Source organism: Tundrisphaera lichenicola, assembly GCF_051175385.1.
In the GTDB taxonomy this organism is placed as follows: Bacteria; Planctomycetota; Planctomycetia; order Isosphaerales; family Isosphaeraceae; genus Tundrisphaera; species Tundrisphaera lichenicola.
The window spans coordinates 3,810,772-3,824,518 of the sequence record NZ_CP195106.1 but is presented as its reverse complement, the minus strand read 5'-3'; the positions used below and the strand labels follow the sequence as shown (position 1 = coordinate 3,824,518).

General features: G+C 63.5%; 21 protein-coding genes. 10 read left to right on the top strand and 11 right to left on the bottom strand.

What is annotated here, in order from left to right; translation table 11 throughout:
• From P12x_RS15250 to P12x_RS15210, 9 genes are all read left to right on the top strand, one after another.
• Positions 1-441 (top strand): hypothetical protein, encoded by a 441-nt coding sequence (locus P12x_RS15250; protein ID WP_435005156.1) that lies wholly within the window; start codon positions 1-3, stop codon positions 439-441.
• Positions 442-480: 39 nt separating this feature from the next.
• Positions 481-849: a hypothetical protein gene (locus tag P12x_RS15245; protein ID WP_435005155.1), complete on the top strand. Its 369-nt coding sequence runs from the start codon at positions 481-483 to the stop codon at positions 847-849.
• A 21-nt stretch (positions 850-870) separates the two neighbouring features.
• Positions 871-3,015, top strand: a complete 2,145-nt coding sequence (locus tag P12x_RS15240; RefSeq protein WP_435005154.1) for a hypothetical protein — start codon at positions 871-873, stop codon at positions 3,013-3,015.
• Positions 3,005-3,334: a hypothetical protein gene (locus P12x_RS15235; protein WP_435005153.1), complete on the top strand. Its 330-nt coding sequence runs from the start codon at positions 3,005-3,007 to the stop codon at positions 3,332-3,334. The genes P12x_RS15240 and P12x_RS15235 overlap by 11 nt, the downstream gene beginning before the upstream one ends.
• Entirely contained in the window at positions 3,324-3,935 is a 612-nt protein-coding gene (locus tag P12x_RS15230; RefSeq protein ID WP_435005152.1) for a hypothetical protein, read from the top strand. Before P12x_RS15235 ends, P12x_RS15230 begins: the two co-directional genes overlap by 11 nt.
• Positions 3,932-4,678 carry a hypothetical protein gene (locus tag P12x_RS15225; RefSeq protein WP_435005151.1) on the top strand — a complete coding sequence of 249 codons (747 nt, stop codon included), beginning with the start codon at positions 3,932-3,934 and terminating at the stop codon, positions 4,676-4,678. Before P12x_RS15230 ends, P12x_RS15225 begins: the two co-directional genes overlap by 4 nt.
• A gap of 26 nt (positions 4,679-4,704) precedes the next feature.
• Positions 4,705-5,037, top strand: a complete 333-nt coding sequence (locus tag P12x_RS15220; RefSeq protein ID WP_435005150.1) for a hypothetical protein — start codon at positions 4,705-4,707, stop codon at positions 5,035-5,037.
• Between the two features lie 4 nt (positions 5,038-5,041).
• The gene (locus tag P12x_RS15215) at positions 5,042-6,355 is read left to right on the top strand and encodes a glycosyltransferase (protein WP_435005149.1); all 1,314 of its coding nucleotides are present in this window, start codon (positions 5,042-5,044) and stop codon (positions 6,353-6,355) included.
• Between the two features lie 180 nt (positions 6,356-6,535).
• The gene (locus P12x_RS15210; RefSeq protein WP_435005148.1) at positions 6,536-6,724 is read left to right on the top strand and encodes a hypothetical protein; all 189 of its coding nucleotides are present in this window, start codon (positions 6,536-6,538) and stop codon (positions 6,722-6,724) included.
• Positions 6,725-6,767: 43 nt separating this feature from the next.
• Here P12x_RS15210 and P12x_RS15205 read toward each other — a convergent pair whose 3' ends face one another.
• From P12x_RS15205 to P12x_RS15165, 9 genes are all read right to left on the bottom strand, one after another.
• Positions 6,768-7,031, bottom strand: a complete 264-nt coding sequence (locus P12x_RS15205) for a hypothetical protein (RefSeq protein WP_435005147.1) — start codon at positions 7,029-7,031, stop codon at positions 6,768-6,770.
• Between the two features lie 18 nt (positions 7,032-7,049).
• Complete coding sequence (locus P12x_RS15200; protein WP_435005146.1) at positions 7,050-7,343, bottom strand: hypothetical protein; 294 nt, start codon at positions 7,341-7,343, stop codon at positions 7,050-7,052.
• 229 nt (positions 7,344-7,572) lie between these two features.
• A complete protein-coding gene (locus tag P12x_RS15195; protein ID WP_435005145.1) occupies positions 7,573-8,160 on the bottom strand; it encodes a hypothetical protein in 588 nt (195 codons plus the stop codon).
• A 302-nt stretch (positions 8,161-8,462) separates the two neighbouring features.
• Positions 8,463-8,675 carry a hypothetical protein gene (locus tag P12x_RS15190; protein ID WP_435005144.1) on the bottom strand — a complete coding sequence of 71 codons (213 nt, stop codon included), beginning with the start codon at positions 8,673-8,675 and terminating at the stop codon, positions 8,463-8,465.
• A gap of 47 nt (positions 8,676-8,722) precedes the next feature.
• Positions 8,723-8,938 (bottom strand): hypothetical protein, encoded by a 216-nt coding sequence (locus P12x_RS15185; RefSeq protein WP_435005143.1) that lies wholly within the window; start codon positions 8,936-8,938, stop codon positions 8,723-8,725.
• A gap of 62 nt (positions 8,939-9,000) precedes the next feature.
• Positions 9,001-9,786 (bottom strand): DUF1828 domain-containing protein, encoded by a 786-nt coding sequence (locus P12x_RS15180; protein ID WP_435005142.1) that lies wholly within the window; start codon positions 9,784-9,786, stop codon positions 9,001-9,003.
• Positions 9,783-10,223 carry a DUF6978 family protein gene (locus tag P12x_RS15175; RefSeq protein ID WP_435011671.1) on the bottom strand — a complete coding sequence of 147 codons (441 nt, stop codon included), beginning with the start codon at positions 10,221-10,223 and terminating at the stop codon, positions 9,783-9,785. The genes P12x_RS15180 and P12x_RS15175 overlap by 4 nt, the downstream gene beginning before the upstream one ends.
• A 209-nt stretch (positions 10,224-10,432) precedes the next feature.
• A complete protein-coding gene (locus P12x_RS15170) occupies positions 10,433-10,975 on the bottom strand; it encodes a hypothetical protein (protein ID WP_435005141.1) in 543 nt (180 codons plus the stop codon).
• A 102-nt stretch (positions 10,976-11,077) separates the two neighbouring features.
• Complete coding sequence (locus tag P12x_RS15165; protein WP_435005140.1) at positions 11,078-12,436, bottom strand: hypothetical protein; 1,359 nt, start codon at positions 12,434-12,436, stop codon at positions 11,078-11,080.
• Positions 12,437-12,718: 282 nt separating this feature from the next.
• Here P12x_RS15165 and P12x_RS15160 point away from each other — a divergent pair, with 282 nt between their 5' ends.
• Positions 12,719-13,027, top strand: a complete 309-nt coding sequence (locus P12x_RS15160; protein WP_435005139.1) for a hypothetical protein — start codon at positions 12,719-12,721, stop codon at positions 13,025-13,027.
• Positions 13,028-13,034: 7 nt separating this feature from the next.
• On the opposite strand, the gene P12x_RS15155 is transcribed toward P12x_RS15160, so the two are convergent.
• Together P12x_RS15155 and P12x_RS15150 are read right to left on the bottom strand one after the other, a co-directional pair.
• Positions 13,035-13,313, bottom strand: a complete 279-nt coding sequence (locus P12x_RS15155; RefSeq protein ID WP_435005138.1) for a hypothetical protein — start codon at positions 13,311-13,313, stop codon at positions 13,035-13,037.
• 21 nt (positions 13,314-13,334) lie between these two features.
• Positions 13,335-13,715: a helix-turn-helix domain-containing protein gene (locus P12x_RS15150; RefSeq protein WP_435005137.1), complete on the bottom strand. Its 381-nt coding sequence runs from the start codon at positions 13,713-13,715 to the stop codon at positions 13,335-13,337.
• Positions 13,716-13,747: the final 32 nt, after the last annotated feature.

Sequence of the window (13,747 nt, the reverse complement as noted above, 5' to 3'; positions counted from 1 at the left end):
ATGGCCAAGTCGAACGTGTTCATGGATTTCAAGGAGATCACGGTCACCTACGGGTCGGGGACCCCCACCGTGCTCACGCTGTCCGAAGTGACCGAGATGGAGGTCATGATCGACGACGAGCTGGCCCCCTGGCAGGCCGACGGGAACAAGTACGCGACCCTGATGGTGGTAGCAAGCTCGATGCGAGGGGGGAAGATCATGGGGGGCGACGTCGCCGCCCTGGCGGGGATCCCCAAGGGGACCTATTGCACGGTCCAGGCGAAGCTCTACGACGCGGTCAACCGCGACGGGGCGGGCTGCCTGACCTTCGCCTGGACCAACGCCGTCTTCGGCTCGGTCCAGGCCGCCGGCCAGAGCAACAAGTTCGCCGGGGGCTCGACCAGCTTCATGTGCATCGCGCCCGACGGGGCGACCAGCCCCCTGACCATCACCCAGTCCTGATGAGCCCCCGAGCCCGGGGCCGAGTCCGGGGAGCCGCGCATGGCCAGCTACAACGCGATCAGCCTCGGGCTGATCTTCTCGATGCCCGTCTCGGCCAACCCCAAGGCCCGCCAGGTCAACACCTACCCCGGGGCGAACGGCCTGGAGGTGATCGACCACGGGTCTCGGGGCGGGGCGACGTTCGTCGAGGGGGCCATCGTCGCCTCCTCGGCGGCGGGCCTGGCCTCGGCCGTGCAGACCTTCCGGGCCCTCCAGGTCGACGGCGGGGCCTACACGCTGGTCGACACCCTGGACACCGCCTGGACCGGGGTCATCCTGACGAGGTTCCAGCCGGTCGGCCGGATCTACAACACGGCGAATAACGGCCTGGCCCAGCGATACGTCGCCGAGTTCCTGCACATCACCTGACCCGAACCCGACGAGGCGACGATGCCCCTTCTCGACGACCCCTGGCTCCCGGCCCCCGACGGGGACGGCAAGATCCCGGCCGTCCGTCCGGCCATCCCGGTGGCCGTCTCCCGCTTCGACGGCGATTCCACCTTCGAACCCCTCCCCAACGTCCAGTGCCTCTGGATCGAGGAACGCGAGGGGACCGACCCCGGCCGGGCCGGGTTCCGCTACAACCTGGCCTCGGGCCTGGAAGGGGCCCCGGCCTCGATCGAGGAGGCCCTCGGGACCGGATTCGCCGGGGCCCTGGCGGTCAACGCGGGGGACCGCCTGGTGGTCCGGGCGACCTTGCCCGACGGCTCGACCGAGGATCTCTTCGACGGGATCGCCGTCGACTTCGGCCTGGGCCTGGAGCCCGAGGTCGAGGAGGCCACGATCTCGGCCATCGGGATCGCCTGGAGGCTCTGGGACGCCCCGATCGGCGGCGCCTCCTTCCGGGACTCGATCGACCCTGTCACCGTCAATGACGTCGAGACCGACCTGGTGGCCCACTTCAACCCCGATGGCCTGCCGAACTGCATCGTGGAGGATGCAGAGATGGCCGGTACGATATCCGGGTCGATCGACAGCCGCTATCCGACGTTCTTCGACCCGCTTGTCCTCCGCGATGAGGTGCTGCCCAGCTTCTGGACGCTGCCCAAGGCGATCCGCTACCTCCTCTTCCTGGAGAACCCCGACGAAACTTACGTGATCAACCCCGACGGCGCGACCCTCGACGCCCTGCTCGTGGACCCCGACGGCGACCCGATCGTGGTGCCCGACCTGCCCGTCACCGGCAAGGACCTGCCCGGGACCGTCTACTCGCTGATCCGCGAGGTCGGCTTCGGGATGAAGTTCGAGCTGGCCACCGAGGACGGCAAGCCCCGGACCGACCTGGTCCTCTTCAAGCAGCAAGGGGGCGACGTCAAGCACCTCTACCTGGGCTCGCGCGGGACGCCCTTCGACCCGACCCTGTTCAACTTCAACGCGAGCAGCCTGCACCGGGACGTCTCCGAGGTCGCCAACCAGTGGATCGTCAAAGGGGGCCTCGATCGCCACGAGGCCGGCTTCGTCCTGGCACCGGGGTTTGCTCCGGCCCCTGCCGACTCCGCTAGTACGGGCGCGATCAAGGAGTTCGAGTCGTCGGATGACGGCTTCGATTCCGGCAATCGGGACAAATACAGGCTCTATGTCTTCGACGAGACCGGCGAAGGGCACTGGGATTTCGCGACCTCGACCACGGTCGACACGCCCCCGAGCCTGGACGCCATCCTCGGGGCGCCGGTCGAATCGAAGCCCCAGTACGTCCGTCGGCGGCGGCCGGGGATCGGCGAGCTGATCACTCGCGACGAGAAAGGGAAGCCCTACCGGGCCCGCCTGGCGATCTCGACCGACTATGCCGGCGCGAAGCCTGGCGTGTGGGACGGGACGGGGACCTGGCAGCCGGTGACGACGACGACCTGGAGACTATTGCCGGACCGCCTCGGGATCGAGCTGACCGATACGAATCCTAACAAATGGGAGATCGGCCCGAAGAAATCATCTGACACGCCATTCCCCTCCGGGGTCGTCAACGGGGTCGAACGCCAGTCGAAGGCCGGCGCGACGAGGTTTCACATCAGGCTCACCTGCGTGATCGAGGGGGATAAGTGCGTCGAAGGCCTGGCCGAGCGGACGGACGACAGTCCGCTACCCCAAATCATCGAGCGGCTCGTGGACGCGAGCGATCGGTATCGCAACGAGACCGTCCACTCGCCGAGCGATTTCAACAGGCCCTCGGGCCCTGACGGCTCCGGAGGGATCATCTCGGGCACCGACCCGATTGTGGCCCGCGACGACAAGCCCCGGGCCGACGCCGAGGCCCTGGCGATCCGGACGGCGACCGAGGCCGGGGTCCTGGAGGGGCCGGTCGTCATCCCCCGCCTGACCCGGTATTACAAGATCGGCGACCGGATCGCGTCGATCGAGGGGCGAGGCCTGGGCTTCCGGACCGACGCGGGGACCGGCGACCCCATCTATCCGGTCGTCGTGGCCCGCCGGTTCGAGTTCTCGGGCGACTCGCAGTCGACCACGATCGAGACCTCGGACGCGGGGACCGACCGCCGACGCTACTCCCGGAAGCTCCGGAGGCGCCGCGATGGACTCTGAATACGACGACGCCCGGCGGCTCCGGGAACGCCAGGCCCGCGCCGAGCGCGAGGCCTCCTCCCCGCGGGGCGATGCCGGCGGCGGGGCCCCTTGCCTCGTCGGCCAGGTCCTCTCCCCGGTCGGGACCGACCCCGGGGCCGTCTTCAAGCTCCAGGCCCAGGACCTCACCGGCGACGAGTCCGAGGGCTCCCCCGGCGTCCTGGACGACGCCGGCTTCCACTTCTTCGCGATCAACCTGGGATCGGCCGTCCCGCCGATCGGGACCGACGTGCTCTGCACCTTCGTCAGCTACAGGTGGGTATTCCGCTATGACGGCTAAACCGCAAGACGACCGGCCGAAGCCCGAGGACTGCGCCCGCGAGGGCTGCGACGGCACCCCCGTCACGCTCTCCGACGGCCGGGCCTGGCTCCTGGCCGACGGGGGCCTGCTGAACCACCTCGACGCGATCCGCGACCGGATCGACGACTCGGCCCGGCTCACCGAGCAGGTCGAGATGGGCGACGTCAACGAGGCGGCCTTCTCGCTCCTGCTCGCCAATTACGAGCTGGCCCCCTCCGAGCTGGTCGGGCTCCTGGCGGGCGCCGAGGCCGAAGTCCTGGTCCCGGCCGTGATGGAGGCCCTCTTCGGCCCCGAGCAGTCCCGCCGGACCTACACGACCTGGGCGGCCTCGGCCCTGATCGCCAACGGGATCGACCCGTCGAGCGTCCCGACCCCCCTGCGGGCCCACGTCCTGGAGCAACTCGTGGCGACCGGGCGGGCGATCCCCGCCGGCAAGTACATCGAGTCGGCCGCCGCCGCCCGGAAGCGGGCCTTGTTCCGATCCCTGGCCGCCAAGCACGCACAGCCCAGGGAAGAAACGACCGGCCCGCCCACCTTGATCTCCGGGCCTCCTCCGGCACCGGAGACCCCCACGCCGTGAACCTCGACGACCTCTGGCGGCTCCGGCTCCGACGCGAGGCCTCGAAGCCGACGACCCCCTCGTCGGCCCCGGGCGGCTCCCCCGCGTTCGTCGGCCAGAATATCAGCGTCAGCCCCGAGGTCGGCAAGTTCATCCTGGTCCGGCCGATGGACGTGATCGGCGACGAGGCGGCGGGGGCCTCGGCGACCATCTCGGTCGCCTCGCCCGCCTCGATCCCGGTCTATCTCCTCGGCCCGGGGGTCCCCCAGGTCGGGGACAACCTGGTTGTCCGCCACGTCCCGTACCGATGGGTGGCCGAGCTGTCGGGCGTGACTCGCGGGTACTCCGATTTCGGGACCATCCCCAATTGCAGCTGCACGACCATCCCGGCCACGCTCACGATGACCTCCTTCGACGAGGCGTGCAACTACCGGATGTTCCAGTCCTGCACGATCCAGTACGGGCCGACGCCGGCCGGGTACGCCGCCCTGAACCTGGGGACGAACTCGTTCCTCTCGGTCGAGTCGTTCCCCGATCCGGTCTCCGGCGGGGCGATGTTCCGCTACTTCCTGACCTGCCAGTACAACCAGATCAGCATCACGAGGGTTTACGAGACTTCCCCCTTCGGCAGCCCCTACCGGGACGGGGTGCTCTACACCTGGATTATGGGCCTCCCCGGGAACACCTGCTCGCCGTTCGAAATCACGAACGGCCAGCCATTCCCCGGCTCCGACCTGTCTTGCAACGTCGATATCACGAGCTGACAGCTCTCCAAACGAAAGGAAACATCATGCCCGCCGCCGTCACGTCCGGACTCATCACGATCGGCAACGGGGCCGAGGCCACCGCCGCCGCCCTCACGTACCTGCCCGCCTTCTACCAGCGGGTAACGCACATCGCCATCATGGTCGCCTTCGCCGTCCTGGCCGAGGACCCGACCACGACGGGGAACGCCAACCGGGTCAGCAAGGCGAGCGTGTGGCTCGCCCAATCCTCCGACATCGGGGCGCAAGTGAGGATGGCCCAGGCCGTGCTCGCCGACCTGTCGATCACCGAGACCTCGACCTCCCAGGCCATCGCCGACCGGCTCGCGTCGATCTGGGACCTGATCGCGGGGAACTGAACCGATGACCGATGGCATGGCCGCATTTCGCGAGAGGCTCCTGGCATGGTCCCGGACGCCGCACCGGGAACAGGCCGCGATCATGGCCAACCTCGCCGGGGGATTCCGCCCTCGGGACGACCCGGGCGGGGGGCGGACCCGCGTCGGGTTGCTCGCGCCGGGGATCGGGGCGGGGGGGGCGGAAGTCCACATGCTGGAACTCGCCCGCCACGTCCCGGCCCGGGAGGTCCATTGGGCCGGGCTGGTCGTGATGGACGACGCCGGCCCCCGCTCGCCCGAAATGGCCCGGGCCCTCGGCGAGCGGATGCCGATCGGGTACGGCCGGGACGCCGCCCTGACGCTCGCCGGGGCGGTGGACCTGCTGATCTCGTGGGCGGTGTTCGACGTGGGAGGATTCCTCGGAGGGGTCTCGCCCCGGCCCAGGGTCATCCAGATCCTCCACCTGCCCGCGAGCCCGGGCTGGAGGCCCTCGACGGCCGCGATGCTCGCGCAGGTCGATCAGTTCGTCGGGGTCTCCCCGATCGCCCTGGAAGGGCTGCCCGACTTCGCCCGCGAGCGGGCCCGGGTCATCGGGAATGCGATCGACCCCGACCGGATCCGGCCGACGAGGGGCCGACGCGAGATGAGGGAGTCCTGGGGTGTCCCCGAGGACGCCCGTCTGGTGGGCTTCCTCGGGCGGTTCGCCCGCGAGAAGGCCCCCGACGCGATGGCCCGGATGATGCCGCACCTGCCCGAGGGATGGCACGGCGTGGCGATCGGCGAGGGGCCCCTGGCCCCTTCACTGGCGGGGGTGGACCGGCTCCGCGTCGTCCCGGTCGACCTCGACGCCGGGTCGGTGATGGGGGCACTGGACGTGCTGATCGTCCCCTCCCGATTCGAGACGTTCGGCTATTCGATCGGCGAGGCCCTCGCGGCGGGCCTGCCCGTCGTCGCCAGGCCGGTGGGGCTGGCCGCGATGCACCCGGGACTGGCGAGGGTCATCCCTCCGGAGGCCTCCGGCCGGGAAATCGCCGAGGCCGTGATGCTCGCGTTCGAGTCCGGCCCGATGCCGGGGTCGAAGGAATGGGCCAGGATCCATCTCGACCCCGCCCGATTCGGCCGCGAGTGGGGCGAGCTGATCCGGGATGTCGGGAGCAACCCGGCCGCGAAGCTGGCCCGGGTCGCCGCCTGCCCGGACCGGGGCGGGGTCTTGCCCCTCTCGATGCAGGACGATTGCGGATGCGCAGGCCGGGAACTCTCCGAGTGCCGGGCGGGAAGGGGGGCCATCCCGGGCCGAGTCACGCTCCGGGAATGCATCGCGTGCCCCCGGGGGGCGTGAGGCCGGGACGCCAGCCGCCCCCGGCGATTCCGCGAGGCGGAGGAGCTGCGGTTTATTTAAGTTCAAAAGTTGGCAAGATCGGGTTCTGCGTCATATGATGAATGCAAGGCGGACCAAACGCCGAGCCACGCGACGCCGCGTGGTACCTCTCGAAGATCGAGATCAGTGGAGTATGACCCGATGCGCCGCAACCGCATGCCGCAGTATGCGCCCGCCCCCGTCGAGCAGAGGCTGAACCCTTCGGGGAATCCCTCCCGTCCCCGAGAGATCGGCATCTACCTGGTGGGGGCAGGAGACCCGGTCGCCGTCATCGCCCGAGGCGGGGCGAGGCCCGAACTCCGGACGACGGGCCGATCCTCTTCGAAGTAGCAATGCAGGTGGCCGACATCCCCGGGCGGATCGGCGGACCCGGTCAGGGCCGTTCGGATTCCAGGGGCAGCCAGGGACTCTCGGCGACCCGGCGATGCCGCCGGGCCTGGCGGGAGTGGTATTCCGCCAGGAGCTGCCCGGCCTGGCTCGCGTCGTTCATGTGGACGAGCCAGCGTTCCAGGTGGTACCGGTCCAGCTCGGCGAAGCGCCGGGACCTCCGATCCAGCCAGGCGACCGCGCCCAGGGCGAGGGCCAGGGCCGCGACGATCGCCATCAGCCGGCGGGTCGTGAGTCGGGGGAGGGGCATGGGGGGCGTCCCGGAGTGTCAGATCGCGTCCTCGGCCAGCTCGACGAACTCCCCCGATCGCAGCACGAACCGCCCCTCCAGCTCCTCCTTGCCGATCACCAGCCGCCAGGCGGCCTCGGGCTTGCCGAGGTACTCCGACGCGATCGGCCACCGGTCGAAGTCGTGCCGCCAGCCGCCGACGTGCCCGGCCTCGTAGGCGATCCCGATGGCCATCCGGGCGTCGGGGTCGGAGACCACGCCGATCGCGCCGGGCAGGTCGCCGGGGGCGATGCGGGGGCGATCGCAGGAGGTGGTGGAGTAATAGCACGCCAATCGGTAGCTCCGGGGGGCTCACCCCGGCGGGCCATCCTCGACGCCGCCGGGCCCATTCCTCATGCCCGGCCGGCACGGCCGACCCGCTCGCCCGGTCGCGAGCCCTTGCGGTCGCCTCTCCCGGATCGAAGGCCCTCGACGCGCCGGCCGGCATCACCGCGCGAGGGGCAACGGGGTGCGGGGCCGGCACGGCCGGGCGACTCCGGTCGGGGCCGCCCGGCCCGGGAGGTCACTTCTTCAGCAGCTCGAACGACGCGACGAAAGCCTTGTCGGTCTCGTCGCCGGCCTCCCCCTCGGGCACGTCGACGGTGACCTGGTAGACGTCCTTGCCGTCGACCACGAACCGGGCCCGCCTGGTCTTCTCGATGTCGGCCACGACGATCTCCCGGGCGGGCCTGCCCCCGACGGAGAGGTCCTCCGAGCTGGTGATCTCCCCATCCAGCGAACGCCGGAGGTAGTTATCGCTCAGCCGCTGGAGCTCGGCGGCCGGCTCGGGAGCCTCCTCGTTCTCGGCCCGCAGGATCGAGTATTGCCTCGGCTGGCGCAGCACGATGTAGGATTGCATCCCGGTCCGGTGTTCGGGCTTGGAGGGCCCGTGGTCCACGAATCTCGGCTCCCCGGGGAAGTTGACCCGGAAGCGGCCGTCGGGAGAGTCGTAAGGCTTGAACTCGGAGGCCGCCGGGGCGGGGGTGGCCTGGGGCGGGGGCTTGATCAGCCCGCGAGCCTTGACATCCTCGGCGATCAGCTCTTCGGTGGACTTGCCCCCCGAGCATCCCACCAGCCCGACCAGCAGCAACACGGCATATCGACGCGGCAAGACTCACCTCCCGGAGAGAAGGAAGGATGCGGCCCGGGGGGGAGGGCCGCCCATGGATCGGACAAAATAAGCAATCGCCCGATTGCGGCCATTGAACAAGATGTCATCGCGAGAGGCAAGCCCAATGGATGCAGCGATGCTGGCGGGCGGGGCGATCCCGATGGCCGTGCGGGACCCGGGGTCGGAAAGCACGCCGAGCCCGTCGGGCAGGTCGTCGGGAGAGATGCGGGGACGTTCCCGGGCGGTAATAGCGAAGTGGCGTTTTCGCATCATCGTCATCGCGAGATTCGCCGGCCGGACTGTCACAGCCCTGGCGGCGCCTCGCCCTCTCCCGCCGGAGTCTGCATGTCCCCGTCGGCCCGGCCCGGCCGGGTGTAGCCGTCCAGGGAACGCCCGACCTCATCGAACGCCTCAGTCAGGGCGGACGCGGGGGCGTCCTCGCTCAGCAGCTCCCTCAGCCGGTCGATACGGGAAAGCAGCTCGGCCTTCTTCCCTTCCTGCTCGTTACCTTGCATCTCGCGACTCCCGTGCTAATTCCGATCTTGAGCACCCGTCACACCACTCAGCCCGCCTCGGCCCCATCGGGCCGCCCGCCGGACAGCGCCCGGATCAGCGCGTCGAGCCGCTCATCGGCCAGCCGGGCGTGGCGGAGCACGGGCTCCGACGGCATCATACCCGGCCGGCCGCCGTTCTTCTCGGCCTGCTCGACCAGCTCCAGGAGCCGGATCAGCTCGACCTTCACGTGCTCGGCCAGGGCCAATTCCTCATGAGGCGTCATCGGCGATCCCTCCTCGGTCGGAGGCGATCGCAGGCGGTGGTGGCGAACAAGAGGGGCACGAATTAATTGCTCTCAATCCTTCGGCGTAAGGCATCCCGCTCGGACCATTGAACTGGCTCGATCCTATGAGAGTAGAGCGCATTCCTGAGATGCTGAGGCAGAGGTTGACTGTCACTGTATAGAGCGAAGAAGTCAGGAGGAACACCTTGTACAGCTTGCAAGGTATCGATGACTTCGTATGTAAAGCTTTGTACGTGCATCCGGTCTGGCTTACTAAGAACCTGTAGAATCTTGGAGGGGCCTTCGGTTTTCGATCGCACCAAAAAGTCGAATTTGTGATTATTCCCAGAATGTCCGCGATAAGTTGCTCCATCCTGGAAATCGATGTTAAGGGCTCTCAACCAATCAACGACATCATCTTTGAAGATAGCAGCGATATTGGGAGGGGAGGCTACAGCGAGCCCATCAATGGCCATCATCGACATTAGAACCGAGTGCAATTTTCCCGCGAAATCTCCATTCACAGCATTGGTGGTGATTTCGCCAGTGTCGATGGCGTCGATGTCTAGTCCCATGCCTCTTAGAATCGTTGATGCCAACCTTCTGCGCTTGGTACCGACGGCTTTCAGATCGCAGCCGATATTAGCCAAATCTCGAATGATCCGCCCATCATCCGTGATTCGTACTCCTTCGAACTCCTCTCGAATAAAGACCTGCAGATAATCATTGTGACGATCGAGATACGGAAGTGTGATTGAACTCCACCCGCCGTCCAATTGCTCCTGGCTCGCTTGCGTACCCAACCACTCCAAGTAGGTTTTCAGAAGATCCTTCACGTCGATTTTCATGAGAAGAACCCCCTTTCCTCTCGAAGCTTGGGGAACTGTACCAGGTTACAGTATCCCAAAAATCCGCGAAGGCACGCTAGCAATTTCTGTGGATCGCCGAACCGATCTGAGACAGGCTCTGCCCATCGATCGGAATATCCCTCACGATAAGTGTGAAGGTGCGGACAATCCACCAGGGCCCCATCAGGGTTCTGGTGTCTCGAAGCTCGATATTCCAACCTGAGCAAAACTACATTTCTTCTTGTCATTAGCTCATATTTTGCGTGTCGCGGGTCTTTCTCGTAGCGATCGATCATGAATCGAAAAGTCTCGCGGTGATCCTCCTCGCCGCGAAAGTTCACTTCAACTTTCATTCCTGGCCTGAAATCAACCAGAACACAATCATCAATTAAAACCTTTGGCATTTTGATAAGGTAATTTGCTACCGTTTGGGGCATCTCGTCGTCGTCGATTTCATGTCGAGCAAAATTTCGTCGCCTGGCCATTCCGGGTTCTCCTCCGGATTTGCGGTAATCAATCTCAAGTGAATTCGAGGATTTCCGCACGCCAATACCGCTTGAAAAGCAGTCATCAATGCATGACAAGATTTCCGATGAGAAGCTAGCTCTGTAACCAATGGTTACTCCAATGCCATTTCGTTAGCTAATCAGGTTGGCAGATCCAGCTTTACCCCGAAGTCCCCCTTATCCGAAACGCCCCGGTCCCATCCCCCTCGGACGCGGGCCGAGCATCTCAGGGCGGGCTTACCTATGTTCATCTCGGCCAGCCTCTCCCGATAGCTCCTGGCGGTCTTCCGGTCCAGATAGCCGACGGTCCTGCCCTGGATCTCGACCTTCACGGCCTGGTTGTCCTTCGGATTCGAGTCCTCCAGGACCAGGCCGGCCTCGACGGTCTCGTCCACGCCGTCTTCGCCTCGCTTGCCGAAGATCCGTTCGAAGTTCGCCAGGTAATTCGACTCGCCCACAACGTCGACCGCGTACTTCCCCGGGCCGTTCAGCATCGCCCCGTCCGACGATGGGCCGGATCTGGATGATTCGCCCGCCGAACCCAGCTTGCCCAGGACGATGACCAGTACCGATATCACGCCGAGCACGACCGCCAACGCTCCGTGTCCGGCACCCCAAATCGCTAGCGCCGAGATAGCGAACATGACCCCGAGGTAAGTCAGGCATCCGCCGGAATTGCTCATGTTCAACGCTCTCTTAGAATATCTCAGCGGTGGACCGAATAACAAATGAGAATCTTACTAGCCCATTACTCCAACCAAGAAAGAATATCCAATAGTTACAAACTAAGGCAGCCTGAGACTTTTACTGCTTGCAACAATAACTTGGGTGCAGACGAAGCGAATCAACTCAATTTCATGGCCCAAAGAAGCAGCCTCTTCGGAGAATGGCAAGAGCAATTCAACTCCGGATTCATAACCCGATTTTGTATGAACAATTTTACACCTAATACTATAAATGCGATCAGAAACGTCATTCCTAATATCCTTGTCCAAAGTCCCGATTTGCAACCCATCCAAGTTTAGCGATTTTACTCTACTTTGAAAGTACGATTTGCGTTCATTATCCGATTCGATAAACCACTTTAAATTATCCAAATTTACACAGTTGTCGATTGTGGCACGCAGTTGCGTTCGCTCGTCACCGAAACCTCGATTATCCGAAGGAGTAGCAACGGCAATAAGCTTTCCCAGGTCAGCGTCTCGATCCAGGTTGAACGAAGGGTTTTTTAGTAAGTTTCTTAGGCTCCGAACAACTCGTCGCTTGGAATGAACAGGAAGCACATACTCCATTGCTTGATAATAGGCAAGATATTGCAGCAATGGCAAATGGCTTGCACTGCTGGCGTACCAGTACAGGGACATTACTTCCTTTTCGTATTCGAATCGGGGAAAAGTGAGGGGTCTGGCGGGGTCTTCAAGGTGCTTTCGTCGAATTCTACTGTGATTCTCGATAGTTTTCACTAATGAAATGTTCGCATTTCTTAAAACGGAAATCTGAAAGAATATAGAATTCGAGATTGTTTCGAGCAACTTCAGTGCTTCGTCATGCCTCTCAGTCGATATTCCCTGGATTGACATGCTCACCATGCTGTTCGTGCGTCGCATACGTAGCAGCTGCAGCTCATCCGATGGATACGAAAATGTAATTGAGTATTTTTCCAATGCATCTTTTAATACCAACGGAACAAATCTGCGTTCGTAAGATGTGCCTTCGTTAATCACGATACTTCTGGGATTGCGATCTCCAGTTGCTTCCGACTTGAAGTCTCCTCCCTCCGCCAATGTATATACCAAGTTCCTCTGGTTAGATCCCAGGTTCGTTATCGCGGCCTCGATTGTCTGTGTATCTCGATTGAGTAAAGCCTCGTATCCCGCTAGAGGTGTGATCGACTCGAACTTCGCGCCAAGGAATTTGGTGAACTCACTCTCGGAAGACAGAGAAAGCTTTCTTTCTTTTCTTCCTGATTCTAACGTTACCACAGCGTAAGGACCGGACATGAACTCTTTATCTGTAAAAAATTCTATTTTTATACCCGCAGTATTACATCGATCTTGTAGCTTTATCGCCAAGGGGATCATCTCATCAAATTCGGAAATGTCAAAATCTTCAGCTTTGGTTTTACTAGGAGTTTGATCGTTCATGGCAATTTTAAGGCTTCCGATTGTGGGTCGTACGTGGTTTGCGTTTGCATGAACGTCAGCCGATGCAAGGAAAGCTGATCGGCATCGTTTTCCCTTAAAACGGGTTCAGCTTGTCTTCTTAAGCATCGAGAAGATTTGATGCAACATGGTTGCACGTCGTAGTGAACACAGATACAGTCCGATTGGCCGATCTTTCTATCCCCTCTCATGTCGACGTTGCCCGGCCGAATCCCCAGGGAAGATCCGAGGGTCTACAGTTTTATTGTCGAGAAGAGAGGGCAGATGATGCTGAAGCTCTGGAACTCCACGAAGCGGGACCGGGTCGAGATCGTCACAGGCCACTCGACGAATCAACCGCTGCCGCTGCTGACCAGGGTCGTGACGCTCAAGGTGCTCGGGGTGACGATCACGGCGGTCATGAGGCATTGGCGCCCTGGGGACAGCGGAAGGCGGGGTCGCTGCCAGCTCTGTCGGAACTGCTCCGCTTATAGCGATGGGTGTCTGGTCATCATCGCGAAATCGGTCACCCGAGAAGAGGCGGCTTTGCTGACCCTCAAGGGAACCCGATCTCAGGGGCAATCCATCGACTAATGTCTGGTCAAATCCGGGTATCCCACATTCGTTCGTCATCGACGTCAGGCCCGCCTTCGTCCACGTTGGAATCGATCTTTTCGCCGGAAGGCTGCTGGGGCACGATCTCCAGATCAATAACAAGGCTGCTCAGGTAGTGACGAAACGCCGCAGAGGCCGGGCCGGCCAGGGCCGTCGATGTCCCCCCCACGAACAGAATATGCGTCGAGTCCTCGTTCCTCTCCTGGACCTGAGTCACCAGGTCTAAGTTGATGGTGATCGCGCCGACCTTGACCAGATTTGCCACGGGCAGACCTCCACATGGGGATCAAGCAGTCTTGCCACGTCGGCCCGGATTGGCCGGCGGTTCCTCCTGAGCCGATTCGGCCGGCCCTCCGTCGTCTACGCTCACGCCGGCAAGACGCCGGATCGCCTCGTCCTCTCCCATAACTTCCACCAGCCGCTTGATCACAACGTCGTAATTCGTCGAGGCGATTGCGGGCGGCTCCTCCTGCGCGTCGTCGGCCAGATAATCGAGCGAGACGCCCAACGCCCGGGCCAACTCGAAGGCCTGGTCCATGTAGACGCGGCGCTTCCCCTTGGTCATCTCGCTGATCGCGGACTGGGAGATCCCCGTCTTACGCGAAAGCTGAGACTGATTAGTCCCACGAAGACCGATCAGGAAATCCAACTTTTGCGGGAATTGCATTTTTCCATAAATCATAAAACTTGCCCAACTTG

Bases quoted from the DNA above. Each gene is read 5' to 3' on its own strand.
- P12x_RS15240 (WP_435005154.1), top strand. From the start codon at position 871: ATGCCCCTTCTCGACGACCCCTGGCTCCCGGCCCCCGACGGGGACGGC.
- P12x_RS15150 (WP_435005137.1), bottom strand. From the start codon at position 13,715: ATGCAATTCCCGCAAAAGTTGGATTTCCTGATCGGTCTTCGTGGGACT.
- P12x_RS15210 (WP_435005148.1), top strand. From the start codon at position 6,536: ATGCGCCGCAACCGCATGCCGCAGTATGCGCCCGCCCCCGTCGAGCAG.
- P12x_RS15160 (WP_435005139.1), top strand. From the start codon at position 12,719: ATGATGCTGAAGCTCTGGAACTCCACGAAGCGGGACCGGGTCGAGATC.
- P12x_RS15180 (WP_435005142.1), bottom strand. From the start codon at position 9,786: ATGAAAATCGACGTGAAGGATCTTCTGAAAACCTACTTGGAGTGGTTG.
- P12x_RS15220 (WP_435005150.1), top strand. From the start codon at position 4,705: ATGCCCGCCGCCGTCACGTCCGGACTCATCACGATCGGCAACGGGGCC.
- P12x_RS15230 (WP_435005152.1), top strand. From the start codon at position 3,324: ATGACGGCTAAACCGCAAGACGACCGGCCGAAGCCCGAGGACTGCGCC.
- P12x_RS15250 (WP_435005156.1), top strand. From the start codon at position 1: ATGGCCAAGTCGAACGTGTTCATGGATTTCAAGGAGATCACGGTCACC.
- P12x_RS15215 (WP_435005149.1), top strand. From the start codon at position 5,042: ATGACCGATGGCATGGCCGCATTTCGCGAGAGGCTCCTGGCATGGTCC.
- P12x_RS15245 (WP_435005155.1), top strand. From the start codon at position 481: ATGGCCAGCTACAACGCGATCAGCCTCGGGCTGATCTTCTCGATGCCC.
- P12x_RS15185 (WP_435005143.1), bottom strand. From the start codon at position 8,938: ATGACGCCTCATGAGGAATTGGCCCTGGCCGAGCACGTGAAGGTCGAG.
- P12x_RS15190 (WP_435005144.1), bottom strand. From the start codon at position 8,675: ATGCAAGGTAACGAGCAGGAAGGGAAGAAGGCCGAGCTGCTTTCCCGT.
- P12x_RS15205 (WP_435005147.1), bottom strand. From the start codon at position 7,031: ATGCCCCTCCCCCGACTCACGACCCGCCGGCTGATGGCGATCGTCGCG.
- P12x_RS15235 (WP_435005153.1), top strand. From the start codon at position 3,005: ATGGACTCTGAATACGACGACGCCCGGCGGCTCCGGGAACGCCAGGCC.
- P12x_RS15165 (WP_435005140.1), bottom strand. From the start codon at position 12,436: ATGAACGATCAAACTCCTAGTAAAACCAAAGCTGAAGATTTTGACATT.
- P12x_RS15170 (WP_435005141.1), bottom strand. From the start codon at position 10,975: ATGAGCAATTCCGGCGGATGCCTGACTTACCTCGGGGTCATGTTCGCT.
- P12x_RS15175 (WP_435011671.1), bottom strand. From the start codon at position 10,223: ATGCCCCAAACGGTAGCAAATTACCTTATCAAAATGCCAAAGGTTTTA.